This is a genomic window from Psychrobacter sp. TWR1-1-1, from assembly GCF_049895865.1.
Classification (GTDB): Bacteria; Pseudomonadota; Gammaproteobacteria; order Pseudomonadales; family Moraxellaceae; genus Psychrobacter; species Psychrobacter immobilis_A.
This window is the reverse complement of the sequence record NZ_JAFCTE010000001.1, coordinates 478,620-498,024: the sequence shown is the minus strand read 5'-3', so window position 1 is coordinate 498,024 and position 19,405 is coordinate 478,620. Positions and strand designations below refer to the sequence as shown.

Genomic DNA, 19,405 nt, shown 5'->3' with positions numbered 1-19,405 from the left:
ATAAGACTGTGGTCAAAAAAATACGGGTAGTGTAACAAATGTAGCCGTTGATAAAATCAAAATATGCATATAACGCTATTATTAAGGGGTATCGGGTGTATTAGAGTGTGTCGAGCCATACTTAGTATTAAAGTAAAAACTACGTTTTGTCCTTGGATCTAAAATTGAGGTTACCGTTTTGACAGTACCGTTATTGCCGATAGCGACACTGTCTGCGGCATACTCGCTTGCTTGGTGGATTGGATTCGCAAGTTTTGACGTCACTATCGCGCCATTCACATTTTTTTCTTGCAAGACATCTTGTAGAACAAAGTGATTGATACTAAGGTTGGCTCGATTGGTCGCAGTAATTTTGTAGGCAATACATTGTCCTGGAGTTACTTCAGATAGGGCGGCTTTACTATAGGCAAGCTTGTTTTCTAGATTTGGTAACAATGAGGCGATTTTGCAATCATTAAGTGCTTGTTCTTTTTCAAGGACTAAAGCTGAATTTTTATCAATCACTCTGCCAAAGTTATTATTTTCATAGTTATACTTGTTAGTAGTTAAGGAAATAACAGTTTTTTCATTAGTAGTACGAATGGGATAAGTGCTACCACTATTTTCTTCAATCAGGCAGACAGTACTTTTGCCAGATAGAGAAGCGATAGGTATTTTAATCTCATATTTACCGACAATATTAGTAGGAATATTGATAGTTTCAAGAGGAGCATTAGTAGTACAGTCAACCAGTTTGACTGTGCTACCTGCAATACCACTTTCAGCAGAGTCAAAAGTACCATTGAAGAAGTTGGTATTGTTATATATACCGCTGCCTATCGTAGCGTTATCTTTTTTGACATTGATGTCGCTATCGTTTATACCGCCATTATCATTGAATACAGTGCCTGAAAAGACGTAATTCAACGGTTCACTTTCTACCCCAAAGCTGATCCATTCGTTATAGGTTTCACCGATTACGTTACGCGCAATGCCGATATTACCATTCATAATCCCTTCATAAGTCAAAGTCACGGCGTTCGCGTTTCTTACCGCGACAACATAATTGCTTTGACTGTTTTCAATGCCATAACTGACATAAGTATCGCCATTGGAAATAGCAGTATTAGGTGAGAGTGCAGAATACGTGCTGCCATTATTGATACTTTTAATAATATTTTCAAAAGTTGGCGTCGATGGTAAAACCCCGTTATTTGAACTGAGGCTTACTTGTTTATTCGTATTCAAGGTAGGACTATATGGATTTTGGCTACCAGTAGCACCCGCTAGATTAGTAATATTATAATAAAATAAACCACTACCATTCACATTTGAGCTATCGGTACGCAGCTGCGGGTTGAACACAGCATTTTGTGAATTCAGCTGGGTACTATTGACTTTGCTGCCCATAAAATAATCACCCATTGCATTATAGTAATAGGGGACATCTGGGTTGTTTTTGATAGTGGCTTGCGCAGGTAGACTAATTTGACTATTTTGGGTAAAATTTAACGTTTGACGTGCAATTTCTGAGTTACCACCCATTGAATAGCTGGCTTGACCAATTTTTATGGTATGTATAGAAGCATTGTCATCAGGAGTAATAGTAAAGGTGTACTTGAACTTATCTCTATCAATACTAGTATTAGAATCATTCCTGATTTCAATACCATTGGTGCGCGTACCACTAGCTGGTGTTATCTCAGCGCTATTGCTATAACCAATATTTTCATTGCGGACTAAAGTAAAACTACCGGTAGCACCAGAACCTGCTGCTACATATGTGCCAGAAGCACTACCAGTCGAAGCATTAGAGCTGGTCACCATAATACTACCCATCTCTGCTGGTGCTGACTGTGCACTAAATGACGCAGCAATGAAAGTAAGCGTAAGACCTCGCTTTACCCATATCGAACAAGAAAATGAGATATTCAGCAGGGCGAAAAGGCAAGCGGTCATTCAGTATCCTAAAAAAAGACAAATCATTGTATTAATTAATGTTAAATGAGATGTCAAATCCCGCAAGGCGCATCAATGGAGGCAATGACACCGCCGCCCAAACAAACCTCATCGATATAAAATACTGCTGATTGACCTGGCGTCACTGCACGTTGCGGCGCATCAAATATCACTCGTACTTCTAAACCTTTATCATCAACAGCAAACACTCGGCACGCTTGGTCTGGCTGACGGTAGCGCGATTTTGCCATACAACGTAAGCCGTCTTCGCTAAATATATCTGTAGGCGGTAAACCATCGACCCAATCGAGCTTATAAGCTTGCAGCTCATTACTCAGCATCATGGGATGCTCATGACCTTGTCCAACGATCAAACGGTTGTTATCCAAGTCTTTTGCCAATACAAACCAAGGCTCTTCTGGGCGATCTTTGACACCGCCGATACCGATACCACCACGCTGACCTAAGGTATAATACATTAGCCCGTCATGCGTACCAATGGTATGACCATCATCCGTGACGATATCGCCTTTTTGAGCGGGCAAGTACTGTTGTAAAAAGTCTTTAAAACGGCGCTCACCAATAAAGCAAATACCGGTTGAATCCTTTTTATTGGCGGTAATAAGATCATGTTCTTCAGCGATTTGACGAACCACTGGTTTTTCAAGCTCACCCACTGGGAACAGCGTCTTAGCGATTTTATCGCCGCCAACCGCATGTAAAAAGTAACTTTGGTCTTTATTGTTATCAAGCCCGCGTAACAGCTGCGCAACCTCAGTGCCATTAGCATTCGTATAGTTCATACTACGGCGCGTGTAGTGACCGGTGGCGATATAATCTGCACCCAACGTCAAAGCATAGTCTAAAAACGCTTTAAACTTGATTTCTTTGTTGCACAAAATATCTGGATTGGGCGTGCGTCCTGCTTTGTATTCCGCTAAAAAATGCTCAAAAACCCGATCCCAATATTCCATGGCAAAATTAGCCGTATGTAGCTTCATACCGATTTTGTCACATACCGCTTGTGCGTCCGCTAGGTCGTCCATTGCCGTACAGTATTCGGTGCCGTCATCTTCTTCCCAGTTCTTCATAAACAGACCTTCGACTTTAAAGCCTGCTTGCTGAAGTAAAACGGCTGATACAGAAGAATCGACGCCACCTGACATACCGACAATCACGTGCTTGGCGCTAGGATTCTCGATATCGGCAAGTGTTAATGGACGATGAGGCGTAAAAGACTCAGAAACGGCTATGCTTGAGGTATCTTGTATGGCTGACATAAAGCGGCTCAACTATTTGTACGTTCTCCAAAATAGATATTGACGCCAAAAATTATGCCATTGCTACAATAGGTAGTCTCAGCAGAACGACGTCAGCTTATCTTTTGGATCTGGTATTATGATAAAATAAACGTCATATTATACCAGTTAATTGAAACTGGTGGCGACCGATGGTGTCTAGGCATTGGTAAAATCGCTTTAGAAATTTAGATAGTGGTTTTGAATTATTTTAATCACGTTTCACTCATCTTGGAATAATAATGATAAAAATTGGTCAAGGTATCGATGTTCACGCTTTTCATAATAATGGTCAGCAGCAATATGTGGTGCTAGCAGGTGTGCCTATTGAACACACGCACAGTTTGCTGGCACACTCTGATGGAGATGTGGTGCTGCATGCGCTTGCTGATGCACTGCTTGGCGCATTGGCGCTTGGCGATATCGGTCAGCATTTTCCTGATACAGATGCCGCCCATGCAGGGTTGGACTCGCGGGTGCTGCTACGTTATGTCTACAGTAAAGTGCAAGAGGCTGGTTATAGTCTAGGCAATGCTGATATCACTGTGATGTGTGAGCGTCCAAAGCTGGCACCGCACAGCCAAGCCATGCGTGATAATATTGCCAGTGATTTGCAGACGGCGGTCAATAATATCAGCGTTAAAGCCACTACCACTGAAAAGTTAGGCTTTACCGGTCGGCAAGAGGGCATTATGGCCAATGCCGTGGTATTATTAGTCCCTAATGTTGTCGAATCTAGATAGCTTGGATCGGGTGTCATCGCTGCTTGAGCACTCCGAGTCATATTGACTTGGTGAGTTGAGCGCAGATTTTATATATGCAGATTTTATATATATAGTCTATAGATTTGTACTTGTAATACCGTGGCGCTTGCCCCATGTATCAGCCATCTCTTTTCTCAATCATTTTGTAATATCAATCACTGTTTTCAATGAACCGCTTTATCAATAGGAGCTTTTATGAGTGAGCAAACCCCAAATACTGCTGCAAACGACGTTGAACAATTGATCCGTGATCAAATCCGTGACAATAAAGTTATTATTTATATGAAAGGCACGCCGCAATTTCCGCAGTGCGGTTTTTCTGCTAAATCGATTGAAGTGCTTACTCAAATCGGTCGCCCATTTGCGTTTGTAAATATTTTAGAAAACCCAGAAATCCGTGCGACGTTACCTAAAGTGGCTAATTGGCCGACTTTTCCACAGTTGTGGATTGACGGCGAATTGATGGGCGGATCAGACATTATTTTGCAAATGTATCAATCAGGCGAGCTTAAGCCATTGGTTGAAGCAAATAGCCCTGCTGCTTAATACTTGAGAGTATGCTTTGGATGTCTTTGATATTCAAATAAACTTGATAAGATAAAGCACAGTAAACCCAAATGGTCAGTTAATGGCTATTTGGGTTTTTTATTGTCTTTACGCTTTAGTGTCTTTAGGCTTCGTTGTTTTTATCGAATTTACTCCCATATAGTGTGCAAGATATCAGCGATACAAATAATAATTATCATACGAGTGAGAGAGCTTTATGAATAGTCAAGCAACAGAACAGCCGGACGTGCAAAAAGAAGCTACTGAGCAAGCGGCAATCGAAAAACGCCGTGAGCATTTAAAAAATGAATCCACGCGCATCATTGAAATTGCTGGCAATGAGCCACATTCAGCGCTGAAATGTATTCATCAGCTTAGCGTGGCAGGCGGCGCAACAGAAGCCACTTATATTGCGATTGAGCAGCGTATCGTTGCGGATCAAGATTCTGCGGGCGCTTATCATTTGGCATTATTGGCACAGAATACGCCAGATTTACCCATCGATGCGCGTCAACTTATCGAGATGGTCGTTAATAAAGGCGATAACCAGCAGCGTTTGGCATTGCTAAAAAACTTGCTGCTACCGCCAGTGGACATGATTAAAGAGCAAATTCTGGCCAGTAATGATGGCGATGCCATTGGCTTGATGAATGCTTATTTGCAGATAAATCCAGAAGGTTATGGCAGTCAGCATATGCTGAGCAGTGGTCAATCAGATCAAATCGTACCGCTGAGCCCTGGTAACTAGGCGCTAGTTATTAAGTTGCTAGTTATTAAGTTTAAAAATAATGCTTAACACTTAATGTAAATAGTTTCTACTGCGGCGTTTTTTAAGCATCAAAAAATTGTTATAATGGTGGGTTAGCAATCCAATATCTAGCGGCTTTTCCAAGTCGTTAACTTTTTAAATCCGACTGACGTTTATTTGCTGATGACCATGCTATTTAGCCATAAAATTCTGGTAATAATAGTTTTTGGCTAAAAGCGGCGTTATGAGTCAAGTGAGGCGTATATGCAATACCCAAAAAATTACGACGTGGTAGTGATCGGTGGTGGTCATGCTGGCACAGAAGCTGCTTTGGCAGCCGCACGTATGGGCGCGCAGACCTTGCTGTTGACACATAATATTGAGACGCTCGGGCAGATGAGCTGTAACCCTGCAATTGGTGGTATCGGCAAATCCCATCTGGTACGTGAGATTGATGCGCTTGGCGGTGCAATGGCATTGGCAACGGATAAGTCAGGCATTCAGTTTCGTGTGCTTAACAGTCGTAAAGGTGCGGCCGTTCGTGCTACGCGTGCGCAAGCAGATCGTATTTTATATAAAGCCGCCATTCGCCATACGCTTGAGAATCAGCCAAATCTTGATATATTTCAACAAGCAGCTGATGATATCTTAGTTGAAAATGGTCGTGCGACGGCAGTGGTTACTGCAACGGGTATTATCTTTAATACGCAAACGGTGGTACTGACCTCAGGAACGTTCTTGGGCGGGGTTATTCATATTGGTCTCGAAAGCTCAAAAGGTGGTCGCGCAGGGGATCAACCTTCTATCAAGTTGGCAGATCGTTTGCGTGAGCTTAAGCTGCCAGTCGGTCGTCTAAAGACAGGTACGCCCGCGCGTATTGATGCGCGTAGCGTTGACTTTAGTGTGATGACCGTACAGCCGGGTGATACGCCGCTACCAGTCATGAGCTATATGGGTGACGTATCGATGCACCCTGAGCAGGTCAATTGCTACATCACGCATACCAATGCGCGCACCCATGATATTATCCGTGAAAACTTAGACCGTTCACCGATGTTCTCTGGCAAAATCGAAGGTGTGGGTCCACGTTATTGCCCGTCTATCGAAGACAAGATTCACCGTTTTGCAGATAAAGACAGCCATCAGATATTTATCGAGCCAGAAGGTTTGACCACCCATGAGTTATATCCAAATGGTATCTCAACGAGTTTGCCGTTTGATGTGCAGTTAGAGTTTATTCATAGTATGAAAGGCTTAGAAAACGCGCACATTACCCGCCCCGGTTATGCGATTGAGTATGATTATTTTGATCCACAAAATCTAAAGCCAACGCTCGAAACTAAGTCCATCGATCGCTTATATTTTGCTGGTCAGATCAACGGTACGACTGGCTATGAAGAAGCGGGCGTGCAAGGTTTGCTAGCAGGTACTAATGCGGCATTGGTTACGACTAATAATAGTGAGTTTGACGTGTGGACACCGCGCCGTGATGAAGCCTATCTTGGCGTGCTCGTTGATGATTTGATTACCCATGGTACGACTGAGCCATATCGTATGTTTACGAGCCGCGCAGAATATCGTCTACTATTACGTGAAGACAATGCCGATCAACGCCTAACTGAAACAGGTCGTAAGCTTGGTCTAGTTGACGATGTGCGCTGGCAGGCTTACCAACAAAAAATGGAAGCAATTGCCACAGAGACCTCACGTCTCAAAGATATGTGGGCAACCCCTGCCAACGCGCTAGGCAAAAAAGTCACAGAGCAAACGGGCGAGGTGCTGTCAAAAGAATCGACTGCTTTTGATTTGCTCAAGCGTCCGCAGATTCATTTTGCTGATATCGCTGCCATCACTGATTCGCAAGTAGATGCGCAAGTGGGTGAGCAGATAGAGATTTCTGTCAAATACGCAGGCTATATTGACCGTCAGCAAGAAGATATTGATCAGATGAAGCGCCTAGAAAATACAGCGCTGCCACTGGACTTTGATTATAGAGTAGTATCAGGCTTATCAAATGAGATTGTACAGAAATTGACGCAAATACGTCCTGCGACGCTTGCTCAAGCAGGACGCGTGAGCGGTGTGACGCCTGCGGCCGTTCAATTGCTAGCCATGACAGTGAAAAAACATAAAAAAGCAAAGGCCGCGCTAGATTCGTAATAGTAGTATAACTAGTATAACAAAAGCCCATAGCGATATATCTTTATGGGCTTTTGTTTGTTAAAAATACAGCCGCTGTTAAAAGAAAATAGAGCAGGCGCTTGTCTTACTTGCTATTTTGTCTCTATACTATAGTCAAGGAATTTTAGAATAGCTACAAGGCGACCGACCGCAGATAGTACACTGAGTACATCTAGGGCGGGTAACACCGTAGCGGTTTAAAAGTGCTCTGACTATAGGTTAGAAATTTTAATGATTACTTGTCAATTTATCTCGCTGATGTCCATATCATGATGGGCTTGTTAACGAACTGAGCCTATTTATGATTGATGCTATTGTCTTTGCTATTACCATTGTCTTACCCAACCTTGCCTTAATGTGGTTGGGTTTTTTTATGCAGAGACGCGGTGAGGCGAGCCAGACTTTTATTGACCAAGCATCGAGCTTTGTCTTTAATTACTGTTTACCCTGTTTGCTTTTTTTTAGCGTCGTTGATAGTGATGTCGATTACAGCAAACAAATCACGCTGATAGTGGCTGGTATTCTGGTGACATTCATCTTGTTTATAGGTGCAGAGATTTACGCCAAATATTTTGTGAGCAAACCGGCTGATCAAGGGGTGTTTGTACAAGGGATATTTCGGAGTAATATGGCTATTATTGGACTGGCAACGGTTGCTAATGCCTACGGAGAACGTGGCTTAAGCATCGGCGCTGTCTATATGGGTGTGGTGACGATACTGTTTAATATCTTAGCGGTTATCACTCTCAGCCGTGTATCCAAAAGTGTGGATGATACTTGGCTCAGTCGCAGTACCATGATTATCAAAAAACTATTTACCAACCCACTGATTATCGCACTGGTAGCAGCATTTGTTTATAAAGCGTCACCGCTGCCGCCTATTACAGGTGTGATTCATACGACTGGCGATCTAATGGCCGCGGTGGCATTGCCTTTAGCATTGATTTGCGCCGGTGCCAGTATTGATTTGAAGTCGATGTTGCACCCTTCAGGGCTGTCAATGCAGGCGAGTATCGGACGTATTGTCGTTGCGCCATTGATTGCCATCGCTATTGGATTGGGATTTGGTCTATCAGGTGTGCATATGGGTGTGTTGTTTTTGATGGCAGCCTCACCAACAGCCGCCGCCAGCTATGTAATGGCAAAAGCCATGGGTGGCAATGATGTGTTAGCTGCTAATATTTTGGCTTTTACCACCGTGGTAGGTATGTTTGGAATGGCGATTGGTGCGGCAATATTACGCGGGTTAGGATTAATGTAGTAGCCGTTTTGGCGTGATAAAACATGTTCTAATAGTAAATCTATAAATAGGAGTACTCAAATTGCAATTACTAAACCAAGCAATCGTGACCGAACATCTCAATATGCAATCTGCCATTGGGGCGATAGAAGCATTGTTACATAAACAGGCAGCGCATCCCAATTGGATCAAAGCGCCTGAACGTTTGGTCATTGAAACTTTTAGTGAAGATGACACTCATCGCCCAGGTTCGCATTTATCAATGCCTGCGACGATTTATGATGGTAAGAACGAGTATACAGCCGTAAAATTGGTCACCATTTGTCCTGATAATCCGAGCCGAAATTTACCAACCACAACGGCGATTATTACCGTGTCAAACAATGATACTGGTGAGATATTGGCAATTATGGATGGGGTTTATATTACCCAAGTGCGTACGGCGGCATTGTCAGGCATTGCGACCAAATATATGGCAAGCGCTGACTGTCAAAGTGTGGCGGTGGTCGGTTGTGGTGGCATGGCTTATGAGCAATTACATGCGGTAATGACAGTACGTCCTGAGATTAAAAAAGTATATTTATGGAATAGAAGCAGGGAAGGCGCTGAGATTTTCAAAGTGAAATTTACTCGTGATTATCCGCAATGGGACGTTACTATAACGGTTTGCGAAAATATCAATGATGCTATCCGTGATGCAGATGTTATTAATGTCGCAACCCGCGCAACAGAAGGTTTGTTTGATCTCAACCATATTAAATCTGATGTACACATCAACGCAGTCGGTGCTTATCAGCCTTCAATGAAAGAGATAAGCAATGATGTCATTGCAAACAGTCGCATGGTCGTCGTCGATGATTTGGTTGGCAGTCGTCATGAAGCGGGCGATTTGATCCAAGCTCACGATAGTATCGATTGTGCATGGACATGGGACGACCTCAGTGGTGACTTACAAGCGCTAGTCACTGGGGCGCTACAAGAAAAAACCGCTAGGTCTAATAATGGTGTTACGTTATTTAAATCGGTTGGTGCAGCCAGTTTTGATGCAGCAGTCGCTCTATATGTCGCACAACAAGCCGCACAAAAAAATCTTGGCTCGTCAGTTGAATGGTAAAGCCATTTATAGTGACCGTACGTAAAGATTGCTGTATTTTTCTTATGTAGCAAGCCAAAAAAAGCCCTCTTTCTAAATAAGAAAAGAGGGTTTTTTATATTGCTTTAGACGTTAAATTATAGTCCCAGCATATTTTTAGAGCGGTTATTAATTTGAATTGTCTTTATTACGTTGGTCTTCGCGCCGCTGCTTACGCTTTGGGCTGGTGCGGTAGGTCAAATAACCACCGACAGCCATCACCGCAAGAAAGGCAACAATGTACATAAATATTGATGAGCCGATAAGCAGTGAGGCACCGATAATAGGAGTTGCGTCCATGTCAAACATCCAGCTAAGGTTTATCAATAATTATGCAAGTGTCTGATTTCATTGTAAAGTAAATAAATTTAACTCAGGTGTAAGTTCCAGTGAACGCATGCGCGCTGCCTGATCGTAAACGTTAGCCGTCACAATCAGCTCGTCTGGCTGATACTGGGCAAGGAATGCCGCTAGTCTCGGTTTGACAGTTTCTACAGAGCCGATGAATGACACTGACAATGCGCTATCCACCATCATTTTTTCAGCAGGGCTCCAGATACTGTCCATATCGTGAGTAGGTTTCGGCATTTGACCTGTCTCACCACGGCGCAAGCGTACGAAACTTTGCTGCGCAGAGGTAAAATGATACTGTGCAGTAGCATCGTCATCGGCGAGTAATAAATTGGCTGCCAGCATGACATAAGGCTTATCTAAATAGGCTGATGGTCTGAACTGTTCTCGATAAGCTGTAATCGCTTGCCCAAGCATTTGCGGTGCAAAGTGTGAGGCAAACACATAAGGAAGTCCTAGATGCGCCGCTAACGTAGCCCCAAAAAGAGAAGAGCCTAATATCCAGATAGGAACGTTTGACTTTGCCCCAGGAAATGCCTGTACTGGGCTATTATCTGTACCGTTCCCTAAAAAGTACATCAATTCTTGGACGTCTTGCGGAAAGCGATCAGCATCTTGCATCTGACGGCGTAGTGCCTGAAAGGTTGCGCCATCAGTACCCGGCGCACGACCCAGCCCTAAATCTATGCGATCGCCATATAATGCCTGCAAAGTGCCGAATTGCTCAGCGATGACGAGCGGTGCATGGTTCGGAAGCATCACACCACCCGCACCAATACGTATATGCTTGGTTTGGCTGCCGATATGCGCTAGTAGTACTGACGTCGCTGCACTGGCGATGCCCGGCATATTATGGTGCTCTGCCATCCAATAACGGTTTAAGCCGACTTTTTCTGCTTGCTGTGCTGTCTCAACCGTTTGGGCAATGCCTTCAGCGATGGTTTTACCTTCAGGCACGGGTGCTAGATCTAAAAAGGATAAGGGAATAGCGTTACTCATAAATCACCTGTTTTTATGATGCCGCCTTTCAACGACATGGTTATATTGGTATTTGATGCTAGTTATAAAAGAGACTAGCAACAGCAATGATGAACCAGCACCTCAAGAATCTAGTGCTAATTCAATATTGCTGTAACTAGTCGTTCAATAGTTCATATAATGGGGCGGTTCTATTGAATATAAAGGTCAGAAGTTAAGACGATAACAAATCTTAATAATGGGGTAGAGTTATAATAATCACATGCGCGGCAGTTGATTTTGAGTAGAAATGAGAATAGAAAATGGCATCATTATCTGTTGATAACGATGCCATTGACGTTTAGTGAAAATATGAATGAATGGTTCTTTACTGGCTAAATTGTTTTTGACACAGTTCCATAAATGCTCGACCATACTGACGAATTTCTGCATCATCACGCACCGCCATCCAACTGGTAAAGCGCCCAAAGTGATCTACAGGTATCGCAGTTAAATTTTGATAGTGACTCGGTTCAAACGCCATCTCTGCAATAATGCCGATACCCAAGCCCAGACCTACGTAAGTACTGATTACATCAGCATCGAGTGCTGCTAGTACGATATCTGGCTCCAATCCTGCTTCTTCAAAAGTTTTGTCAATCGCACCGCGCCCCGTAAAGCCACCGTGATAGGTCACAATCGGATAGCTAGCGAGGGTCGGCAAATCCACAGACTCGTGATTGGCCAGTTCGTGATCGCTTGGCACAATGACGCGATGCGTCCAGTCATAATAGCGATAGCAGCGTAAATAATTGTTATGAAGTAAAGACTCGGTTGCAATGCCAATATCTGCCTGCCCGCGAATGACCATCTGCGCGATGGTCTCTGGATCTGCTTGTTGTAGTATTAGGTTGACTTTGGGGAAACGCTCTTTAAACTCTTTGACGACTTGCGGCAATACATATCGCGCTTGCGTGTGAGTGGTGGCAATCGTCAGCGTGCCAATATTCGGATTATTAAAATCGAGACTTAGGTTTTCAATCGTACGGATTTCGGCGAAGATAGATTCGATATGCGGCATTAGTGCTGTGCCCATGGTCGTAAGACCCGTTAGGCGTTTGCCTTGACGGACGAATACTTCCGTTTTGAGCTGATTTTCAAGTGCCGCAATATGTTTTGATAGGCTAGATTGACTGGTGTGCAGTACGGTCGCCGCCTGACTTAAGTTATAGCCATTAATCACCGTATGCCATACTGTCTCCAACTGCTTGAGCTGAATCTGTAAATGCCGCTGATTGACCACTACGTCGATTGCCATAACTAAATCCTATTGTATAAATATACAAACCCTGTCTGTATACAAAAGTGAAAATGTACAAATATGCAGTAAGAAGGTAGTGTAAAACAAAGTGTTTATTCTTGTATATACTTAATGGTTATCTATTTATATTTATTTGGAATATAGAATAAGTCGTTTGTCCGTTGCTAGAAGCAAACCATTACAATAAAAAAGCCCTCGATTAAAGAGGGCTTTTTTAAGATAAAGGCGTATCTATTTCAGTGGGTTTTAGCGAAAAAGATCCGCATTCATCACTTTATTCCAAGCATTTACAAAGTCATGAACGAATTTTTCTAGGTTATCGTCTTGTGCGTAAAGCTCAGCGTAAGCGCGTAGTATGGAGTTTGAGCCAAACACTAGGTCTACGCGGCTGGCTTGCCATTTTACATTGCCAGTAGCACGCTCACGCACTTCATAGAGAGCAGGGGCGTCATTATTGTCTGTCTTAACGGGATGCCAAGAATAGCTCATGTCTGTCAAGTTCACAAAGAAGTCATTGCTAAGTGTCCCAGCACGCTCAGTAAAGATCCCTTGTTGGCTCTGAGCGTAGTTGGTATCCAAGACACGCATACCACCGATTAAAACGACCATTTCGGGTGCAGTCAAGCCCATCAGCTGATTACGATCTAATAGCATCTCTTCAGGTGATATGGCATAGCTGCCTTTGATCCAGTTACGGTAGCCATCATGTCGTGGCTCTAAATCAGAGAAGCTTTCTGTGTCAGTCATCTCATCGCTCGCATCGCCACGACCCGCATCGAATGGCACTTCAATTTGAATGCCTGCATTAGCTGCTGCTTTTTCAATGGCGGTGTTACCAGCGAGTACCACTAAATCTGCGATGCTGACGTCTTTATCAAAGTTCGTTTGAATGTCAGTGAGCGCCTCAAGTACGCGAGCCAATTGCTCAGGCTCATTACCTAGCCAGTCTTTTTGCGGGGCTAAACGAATGCGTGCACCATTGGCGCCGCCGCGATAGTCTGAGGCGCGGAATGTACGAGCGCTATCCCAAGCGGTAATAATAAATTCGCGATGGTCGATACCACTGCCTAGTATCTGTGCTTTTAAGATTGCAATATCATCAGCGCTCAGATTAACATTGCCTTGTGGAATTGGATCCTGCCAAGTGAAGTCCTCGCTTGGCACATCCGCCCCTAAATAGCGAGATTTTGGCCCCAAATCACGATGGGTAAGCTTAAACCAAGCTTTTGCAAATACTTCATCGAAATATTCTGGATTTTGATGAAAGTTCTCTGAAATTTTACGATAAGCAGGGTCTTTAATCATTGCCATATCAGCATCGGTCATGATTGGGTTGTGGCGTACACTTGGATCATGTGCATCTAAAGGACGATCCTCTTCCTTGATATCGATAGGTTCCCATTGCCAAGCACCAGCAGGACTCTTAGTCAGTGCCCACTCATGATTTAGCAATAACTCAAAATATTCATAATCCCATTGGGTTGGATGCGTGGTCCATGCGCCCTCGATACCACTTGAGACGGTATCGCCAGCATTGCCTGTGCCTTTAGGGTTGCGCCAACCTAGACCTTGCTCTTTGATGTCAGCCGCTTCTGGCTCATCTTCTAATAAGGTAGCGTCACCATTACCATGACATTTACCAACTGTGTGACCACCAGCCGTCAAGGCGACCGTTTCTTCATCATTCATTGACATGCGAGCAAAAGTGGTGCGGATGTCTTGTGCTGTTTTGATTGGATCAGGGTTGCCATCGACACCTTCTGGGTTGACGTAGATCAAGCCCATTTGCACAGCGGCTAAAGGATTCTCTAGCGATTCACGCTTATCATCATCTTCATAACGATTTTTAGTAGCAGCAAGCCATTCACGCTCAGAACCCCAATAGATATCTTTTTCTGGATGCCAAATATCAGCGCGTCCACCAGCAAAACCTAACGTCTTAAAGCCCATAGATTCATAAGCCATATTACCCGCTAGGATCATCAAATCTGCCCAAGAAAGTTTATTACCATACTTTTTCTTGATCGGCCATAATAGACGACGTGCTTTGTCCAAGTTGACATTGTCCGGCCAACTGTTTAATGGCGCAAAGCGTTGATTACCAGTGTTAGAACCACCGCGGCCGTCAGAGCGCCGATAAGTACCGGCAGAATGCCAAGCCATACGAATCATCAACCCACCATAATGACCCCAATCTGCTGGCCACCATGCTTGTGACTCAGTCATTAGATTTTTTAAATCTTGCTTGACGGCTTCTAAATCTAATTGCTTAAAGGCTTCTGCATAATCAAAGTCAGGACCCATTGGATTGGTTTTGTGATCCTGCTGATGCAAGATATCTAAGTTTAAGCTATTCGGCCACCAGTCGGTTGCTGCCGAGGCGTTCGTAGTATGTGCTTGGTGCATGACAGGACAGCCACCCATGCTTGGACGTTGTGGCTCGTGCGAAGTATCTACATTTTCACTATGAATGGTTGGTCCATGACCATCTCCTTTATCATAAGTGGTGTTACTTGCAGCATCTGATGTTGAGTTTGAGTTAGTCATCATGTGGCTCCTAGGCAGTAATCAGATAAATGGCAATCGAGTGTGTTATTTACTATTATTTGCAAAAATTATTTGTCATCTCTAGCATATAGAATAATGATTGATTTAGGGAAGCGATTTATACAAACGCGTTGTTTTATAAAATAAATGATATATCAAATAACGTTTCAATTTATGAATATATAAAAGTAAGAATGTAGCAAGAATTTCTGGTTGTTAAATCATGAATTATTAATAACTTATCAGCATAATAATTGGCTAATCACAAGAGAAAGAGGTTTATATAAAACGGTTGTGATGCAAAATGCGATATTTTCCTTATTTTTATACCCATGCTCAATATGAAAGTAAACCCTAGTCTATAAGCTAGGTTTTATTAACCAGTAGAAACAACGGTTAATGCAAAAATATCGTTAGAATGTCTAGTCAAGGTCAGCGTTCTCAAGTACCATAATTCAATTTTGTTGTAATGGCTGTATTTGTGCAACGTTAAGCAATTTTTATCGATCCCGTTTATCAGTGCTATTTATCAGTATCAGTTACCGATAGATGATGCTAATGATTGATAAAAATTGTGCGCGGTTGTGTTCTTTTTCTTAAGTGCTAGTGAGCGATTATGTCTGCTGTCAAATCTGTGCCACCCAATCAACCAGCTGTCAAAAAATCATGGGGAGAGGCTGCAAAGGCTTATTTAGACCCTCGTGTCATTATCATGTTGTTTTTGGGCTTTTCAGCGGGTATTCCTATACTGCTTATTTTTTCAAGTTTATCACTTTGGCTTAGAGAGGCAGGCATTGATCGTAGTGTTGTGACCATGTTTAGCTGGGCGGCACTGGGTTATTCGTTTAAATTTATTTGGGCGCCATTAATAGATGCGCTTCCTGTGCCATTTTTGACTAAATGGTTGGGTCGTCGTCGCAGTTGGATGGTGGTATCACAGCTGCTTATCATATTGGCTATCTTTTTGATGGCAAATGTTAATCCAGTTAGTGAAGACGTTTTAGTCTACATGGCAGGCGCTGCGGTTTTGCTTGGCTTTTCTTCTGCCACCCAAGATATCGTGATTGATGCTTACCGCATCGAGCTTGCGCCGCCATCGATGCAGTCCATTCTATCCTCTATTTATGTGTCGGGTTATCGTATCGGCATGATCGTTGCGGGGGCAGGCGCGTTATATTTGGCAGATTTTTTTGGCTCGAATGAGACTTTTTATAGTTATGAGGCATGGCGAAATACTTACTACATTATGGCAGGTGTCATGACCTTAGGAGTATTAACCACGTTTGCCAGCTATGAGCCAACGGCTGAAACGTTGCAAAGTAAAAAGCAAAAGGGCAATTTAAAAGTATTTCTTATTTATTCTGCTTTATTACTTATCCCAGGTCTGATTTTTGGCATTATTTATCTGATCAATATTTTGATTAATACAGTGTTCGATAGCACATTGGCGATGATACCGTTAATGGTCATGCCAGCGATTAAGTTTTACTTTTTGGCACTGGTCGCTTGCGCACCGTTGTTGTTGTTGTATTTCATCATCAATCAACCAAAAATTATTAATAAAGCCCCATTGGTTGCGGAAACTCGTGAAGATTATGTGAGATTGGTGGCGCTATTCGTATTTTCTGTGATCGCATTTATCGCCGCTTATATATTGATGGGACCAGTACTGCCAGAGTTTGAAGGAGCATTCTCCAGCTTCTTTGTTGAAACATTGCATCTGCTGATAAGCTTGGGTGTAGCGATAGTAGCAGGTTATGCATTGGTACAAGTGGGGTTGGTGAAAAAAGAAGTAGCCATGGCAACTTGGGTCGAGCCGATCCTGGACTTTTTTAGACGCTATGGCACAAAGGCGTTATTACTATTGGCGCTCATTGGGCTATATCGTATCTCAGACATTGTGGCAGGCGTTATTTCCAACGTCTTCTATCAAGACATGGGCTTTAGTAAAACAGACATTGCCAATGCAGTGAAACTCGTCGGCGTGATTATGGCAATTGCAGGTGGGTTCTTAGGTGGGCTATTGGCACAGCGTTTCCGTATGATGCATGCCATGATGATTGGGGCAATTCTTGCGTGTGCGACCAATTTGTTGTTTGTACTACTAACTTACAACCCAGGCAGTTTGCCATTTATGTATGTTGCGGTCATATTTGATAACTTAGCCGCAGGGCTGGCGAGTGCCGTGTTTATTGCTTTCTTATCTGCTCTAACGTCTATTCGTTTTACGGCAGTGCAGTATGCGATTTTTTCTTCATTAATGACGCTCATTCCCAAGGTGATGGGCGGTTATTCAGGTGCTATCGTCGATAATATGGGCTATCCATTTTTCTTCATTTTTACCTTTGCGATTGGTATTCCGATTCTAGCGCTGATTTACTATGTCGATAAGCATATCGTCATTGGTGACAACGACGACATTTATGGTGATGATGACAACAGTGATGGAAACAGTAGTAATGGTATGGGGGATAAGTTATCCAAGTCTAATCCAAACTTAAGTGATACCAAAGAGCGGCCACGTGTTTCAGAGCGGTGGTTGTATCTGGTTTTTATCTTATTATTCGCTATGTACGTTATTTTTAAGAACTATATATGACCGCATCAAATATTCGTCAGATAAAGCAGCACATCCAGCAATGGATGAATGAGGCTGAGAACAGCAAGCTACCGTCATTTTGGCTAACGGACTGGCTGTTGTATGTCGTTGATAAGCCTGCGATAGCGTTGATGACAGATGAAGGTTATCAGCTAACAGACAGCGAATTTGAGCAATTCAATGCAGGTGTAACGAAGATGCAGCAAGGAATGCCACTTGCGTATTTGACGGGTCAGCAAGAGTTCTGGTCGCTGATATTTACTGTTAATAAGCATACGTTGATTCCTAGACCTGATACTGAAGTGTTGATTGAGCAAGTATTAGGCTGGATAGCAACTCAATCAAATCGTGCAGGTAATAATCAGCCGAAGCGCTTGCTTGACTTGGGTACAGGGTCAGGTTGTATCGCAATCAGCCTTGCGCATGAGTTAAAGTCAAAGGATATTGGTCATACATCCGATAGCTGGCAAGTGGTTGCAGTTGATTTGTCGCTAGAGGCGCTGAAAGTAGCTGAGCACAATGCGGCTATCAATGACGTCGCTGATATTAAGTTTATACAAAGCAGTTGGTATGACAGTTTGCCTACTGATGACAGTCAGCTATTCGATGTCATTGTGTCTAATCCTCCTTATATTGATGAGGAAGATGAGCATTTGGCACGCCTTGTAGCCGAACCTATTAGTGCCTTAAGTGCCCCCAATCATGGGCTTGCCGATATAGAGCATATCGTAGGACAGGCACCGAAATACTTGCGTGTCGGTGGGCTACTGGCTATCGAACATGGTTTTGACCAAGGTGATGCCGTTCGCAAGTTGTTTGTAGACAGTGACTTTGAATCTGTGCGTACAGTACAAGATTATGGTGGTAATGATCGTGTTACGCTGGGTCAAATTAAGTCATCAGATTTTTGTTAGTAGACTTCTTTAATAATAGGTTATTGGTAATAAATATGGCGCACACATCAGATGAAGGGCAGTTGTTGGATGAAGAGCTGCTGCGTTATGCAAGGCAAATATTATTAGACGATTGGGATATTGACGCTCAACTACGCTTAAAATCAGCTCGTGTAGTCATGATAGGGGCAGGCGGGCTTGGTTGTCCTGCTTCTGAGACGCTGGTGCGTGCAGGACTTGGACAAATTCATCTGATAGATGATGATATCATTGAAGCCAGCAACTTGCAGCGCCAAACGCTGTTTTTACCTGAGGATATCGGTAAAACTAAAGCGCTAACAGCGGCGCAAATGCTAGAGTGTATTAATCCTTTAATTACCGCTCGCGGTACAGTTGCAAGATTAAGCGAAGACAATGCTTATGAATTGCTCGATATGGCGACAGGCAAGCCTGATTTGCTTTTAGATTGCACCGATAATTTTGCGACGCGTGATGTCATCAATCGTATTAGCGTGCGCTATAAAATCCCGCTATTATCTGCCTCAGCGATTGCGATGCAAGGTCAGTTGGCGCTGTTTGAGCCGCAACTAAACACTGGTTGTTATCACTGCGTGTTTGGTTCGGTAGTACTTGATGCAGCGGCTGATGAGCGTACGTGTGCCAACTCAGGTGTGCTAGCGAGTACCACTGCTATCATGGGTAATTTGCAAGCGAATACTGCCCTGCAGTATTTGGGATTAACCAAAAATCCACTGACAAATAAGCTATTAATATGGGATGGTAGCCAGATGCAGCAACGGCTGATGGGCTATCGCCAAGATGCTGCGTGTCCTGTCTGTAGTAGTCATTAGTGATTGTTCATTAGGAGCTGTGTAACTTGTCATTATTTA

General features: G+C 43.3%; 15 protein-coding genes. 9 read left to right on the top strand and 6 right to left on the bottom strand.

Annotated elements, in window-relative coordinates:
• Positions 1-81 precede the first annotated feature (81 nt).
• Positions 82-1,938 (bottom strand): hypothetical protein, encoded by a 1,857-nt coding sequence (locus ACP69U_RS01975; RefSeq protein WP_426137648.1) that lies wholly within the window; start codon positions 1,936-1,938, stop codon positions 82-84.
• Between the two features lie 53 nt (positions 1,939-1,991).
• Positions 1,992-3,218, bottom strand: coding sequence for a tRNA 2-thiouridine(34) synthase MnmA (mnmA, locus tag ACP69U_RS01970; protein WP_426137647.1), 1,227 nt, complete (start codon positions 3,216-3,218; stop codon positions 1,992-1,994).
• 260 nt (positions 3,219-3,478) lie between these two features.
• Here mnmA and ispF point away from each other — a divergent pair, with 260 nt between their 5' ends.
• From ispF to ACP69U_RS01940, 6 genes are all read left to right on the top strand, one after another.
• Complete coding sequence (ispF, locus tag ACP69U_RS01965; protein WP_426137646.1) at positions 3,479-3,979, top strand: 2-C-methyl-D-erythritol 2,4-cyclodiphosphate synthase; 501 nt, start codon at positions 3,479-3,481, stop codon at positions 3,977-3,979.
• Positions 3,980-4,195: 216 nt separating this feature from the next.
• The gene (gene grxD, locus ACP69U_RS01960; protein WP_045446215.1) at positions 4,196-4,546 is read left to right on the top strand and encodes a Grx4 family monothiol glutaredoxin; all 351 of its coding nucleotides are present in this window, start codon (positions 4,196-4,198) and stop codon (positions 4,544-4,546) included.
• A 217-nt stretch (positions 4,547-4,763) separates the two neighbouring features.
• Positions 4,764-5,294 (top strand): hypothetical protein, encoded by a 531-nt coding sequence (locus tag ACP69U_RS01955; RefSeq protein ID WP_426137645.1) that lies wholly within the window; start codon positions 4,764-4,766, stop codon positions 5,292-5,294.
• Between the two features lie 264 nt (positions 5,295-5,558).
• A complete protein-coding gene (mnmG, locus tag ACP69U_RS01950) occupies positions 5,559-7,454 on the top strand; it encodes a tRNA uridine-5-carboxymethylaminomethyl(34) synthesis enzyme MnmG (RefSeq protein ID WP_426137644.1) in 1,896 nt (631 codons plus the stop codon).
• 322 nt (positions 7,455-7,776) lie between these two features.
• Positions 7,777-8,736, top strand: coding sequence for an AEC family transporter (locus ACP69U_RS01945; protein ID WP_296242362.1), 960 nt, complete (start codon positions 7,777-7,779; stop codon positions 8,734-8,736).
• A 61-nt stretch (positions 8,737-8,797) separates the two neighbouring features.
• Complete coding sequence (locus ACP69U_RS01940; protein WP_426137643.1) at positions 8,798-9,829, top strand: ornithine cyclodeaminase family protein; 1,032 nt, start codon at positions 8,798-8,800, stop codon at positions 9,827-9,829.
• Positions 9,830-9,976: 147 nt separating this feature from the next.
• Here ACP69U_RS01940 and ACP69U_RS01935 read toward each other — a convergent pair whose 3' ends face one another.
• From ACP69U_RS01935 to katG, 4 genes are all read right to left on the bottom strand, one after another.
• A complete protein-coding gene (locus tag ACP69U_RS01935; protein ID WP_157292364.1) occupies positions 9,977-10,147 on the bottom strand; it encodes a hypothetical protein in 171 nt (56 codons plus the stop codon).
• 48 nt (positions 10,148-10,195) lie between these two features.
• On the bottom strand, positions 10,196-11,197 hold the full coding sequence (locus ACP69U_RS01930; protein WP_426137642.1) for an LLM class flavin-dependent oxidoreductase: 1,002 nt from the start codon (positions 11,195-11,197) through the stop codon (positions 10,196-10,198).
• Between the two features lie 346 nt (positions 11,198-11,543).
• Positions 11,544-12,473 (bottom strand): LysR substrate-binding domain-containing protein, encoded by a 930-nt coding sequence (locus ACP69U_RS01925; protein WP_045446223.1) that lies wholly within the window; start codon positions 12,471-12,473, stop codon positions 11,544-11,546.
• A gap of 249 nt (positions 12,474-12,722) precedes the next feature.
• Positions 12,723-14,900 carry a catalase/peroxidase HPI gene (katG, locus tag ACP69U_RS01920; protein WP_426137687.1) on the bottom strand — a complete coding sequence of 726 codons (2,178 nt, stop codon included), beginning with the start codon at positions 14,898-14,900 and terminating at the stop codon, positions 12,723-12,725.
• A 739-nt stretch (positions 14,901-15,639) separates the two neighbouring features.
• Between katG and ACP69U_RS01915 the strand changes: the two genes are divergently transcribed.
• From ACP69U_RS01915 to ACP69U_RS01905, 3 genes are read left to right on the top strand one after another with little or no spacing between them, the layout of a single operon-like run.
• Positions 15,640-17,622: an AmpG family muropeptide MFS transporter gene (locus ACP69U_RS01915; RefSeq protein ID WP_426137641.1), complete on the top strand. Its 1,983-nt coding sequence runs from the start codon at positions 15,640-15,642 to the stop codon at positions 17,620-17,622.
• Positions 17,619-18,536 carry a peptide chain release factor N(5)-glutamine methyltransferase gene (prmC, locus tag ACP69U_RS01910; RefSeq protein WP_426137640.1) on the top strand — a complete coding sequence of 306 codons (918 nt, stop codon included), beginning with the start codon at positions 17,619-17,621 and terminating at the stop codon, positions 18,534-18,536. The genes ACP69U_RS01915 and prmC overlap by 4 nt, the downstream gene beginning before the upstream one ends.
• Positions 18,537-18,571: 35 nt before the next feature.
• Complete coding sequence (locus tag ACP69U_RS01905) at positions 18,572-19,366, top strand: HesA/MoeB/ThiF family protein (RefSeq protein ID WP_426137639.1); 795 nt, start codon at positions 18,572-18,574, stop codon at positions 19,364-19,366.
• The last annotated feature ends 39 nt before the right edge of the window (positions 19,367-19,405 follow it).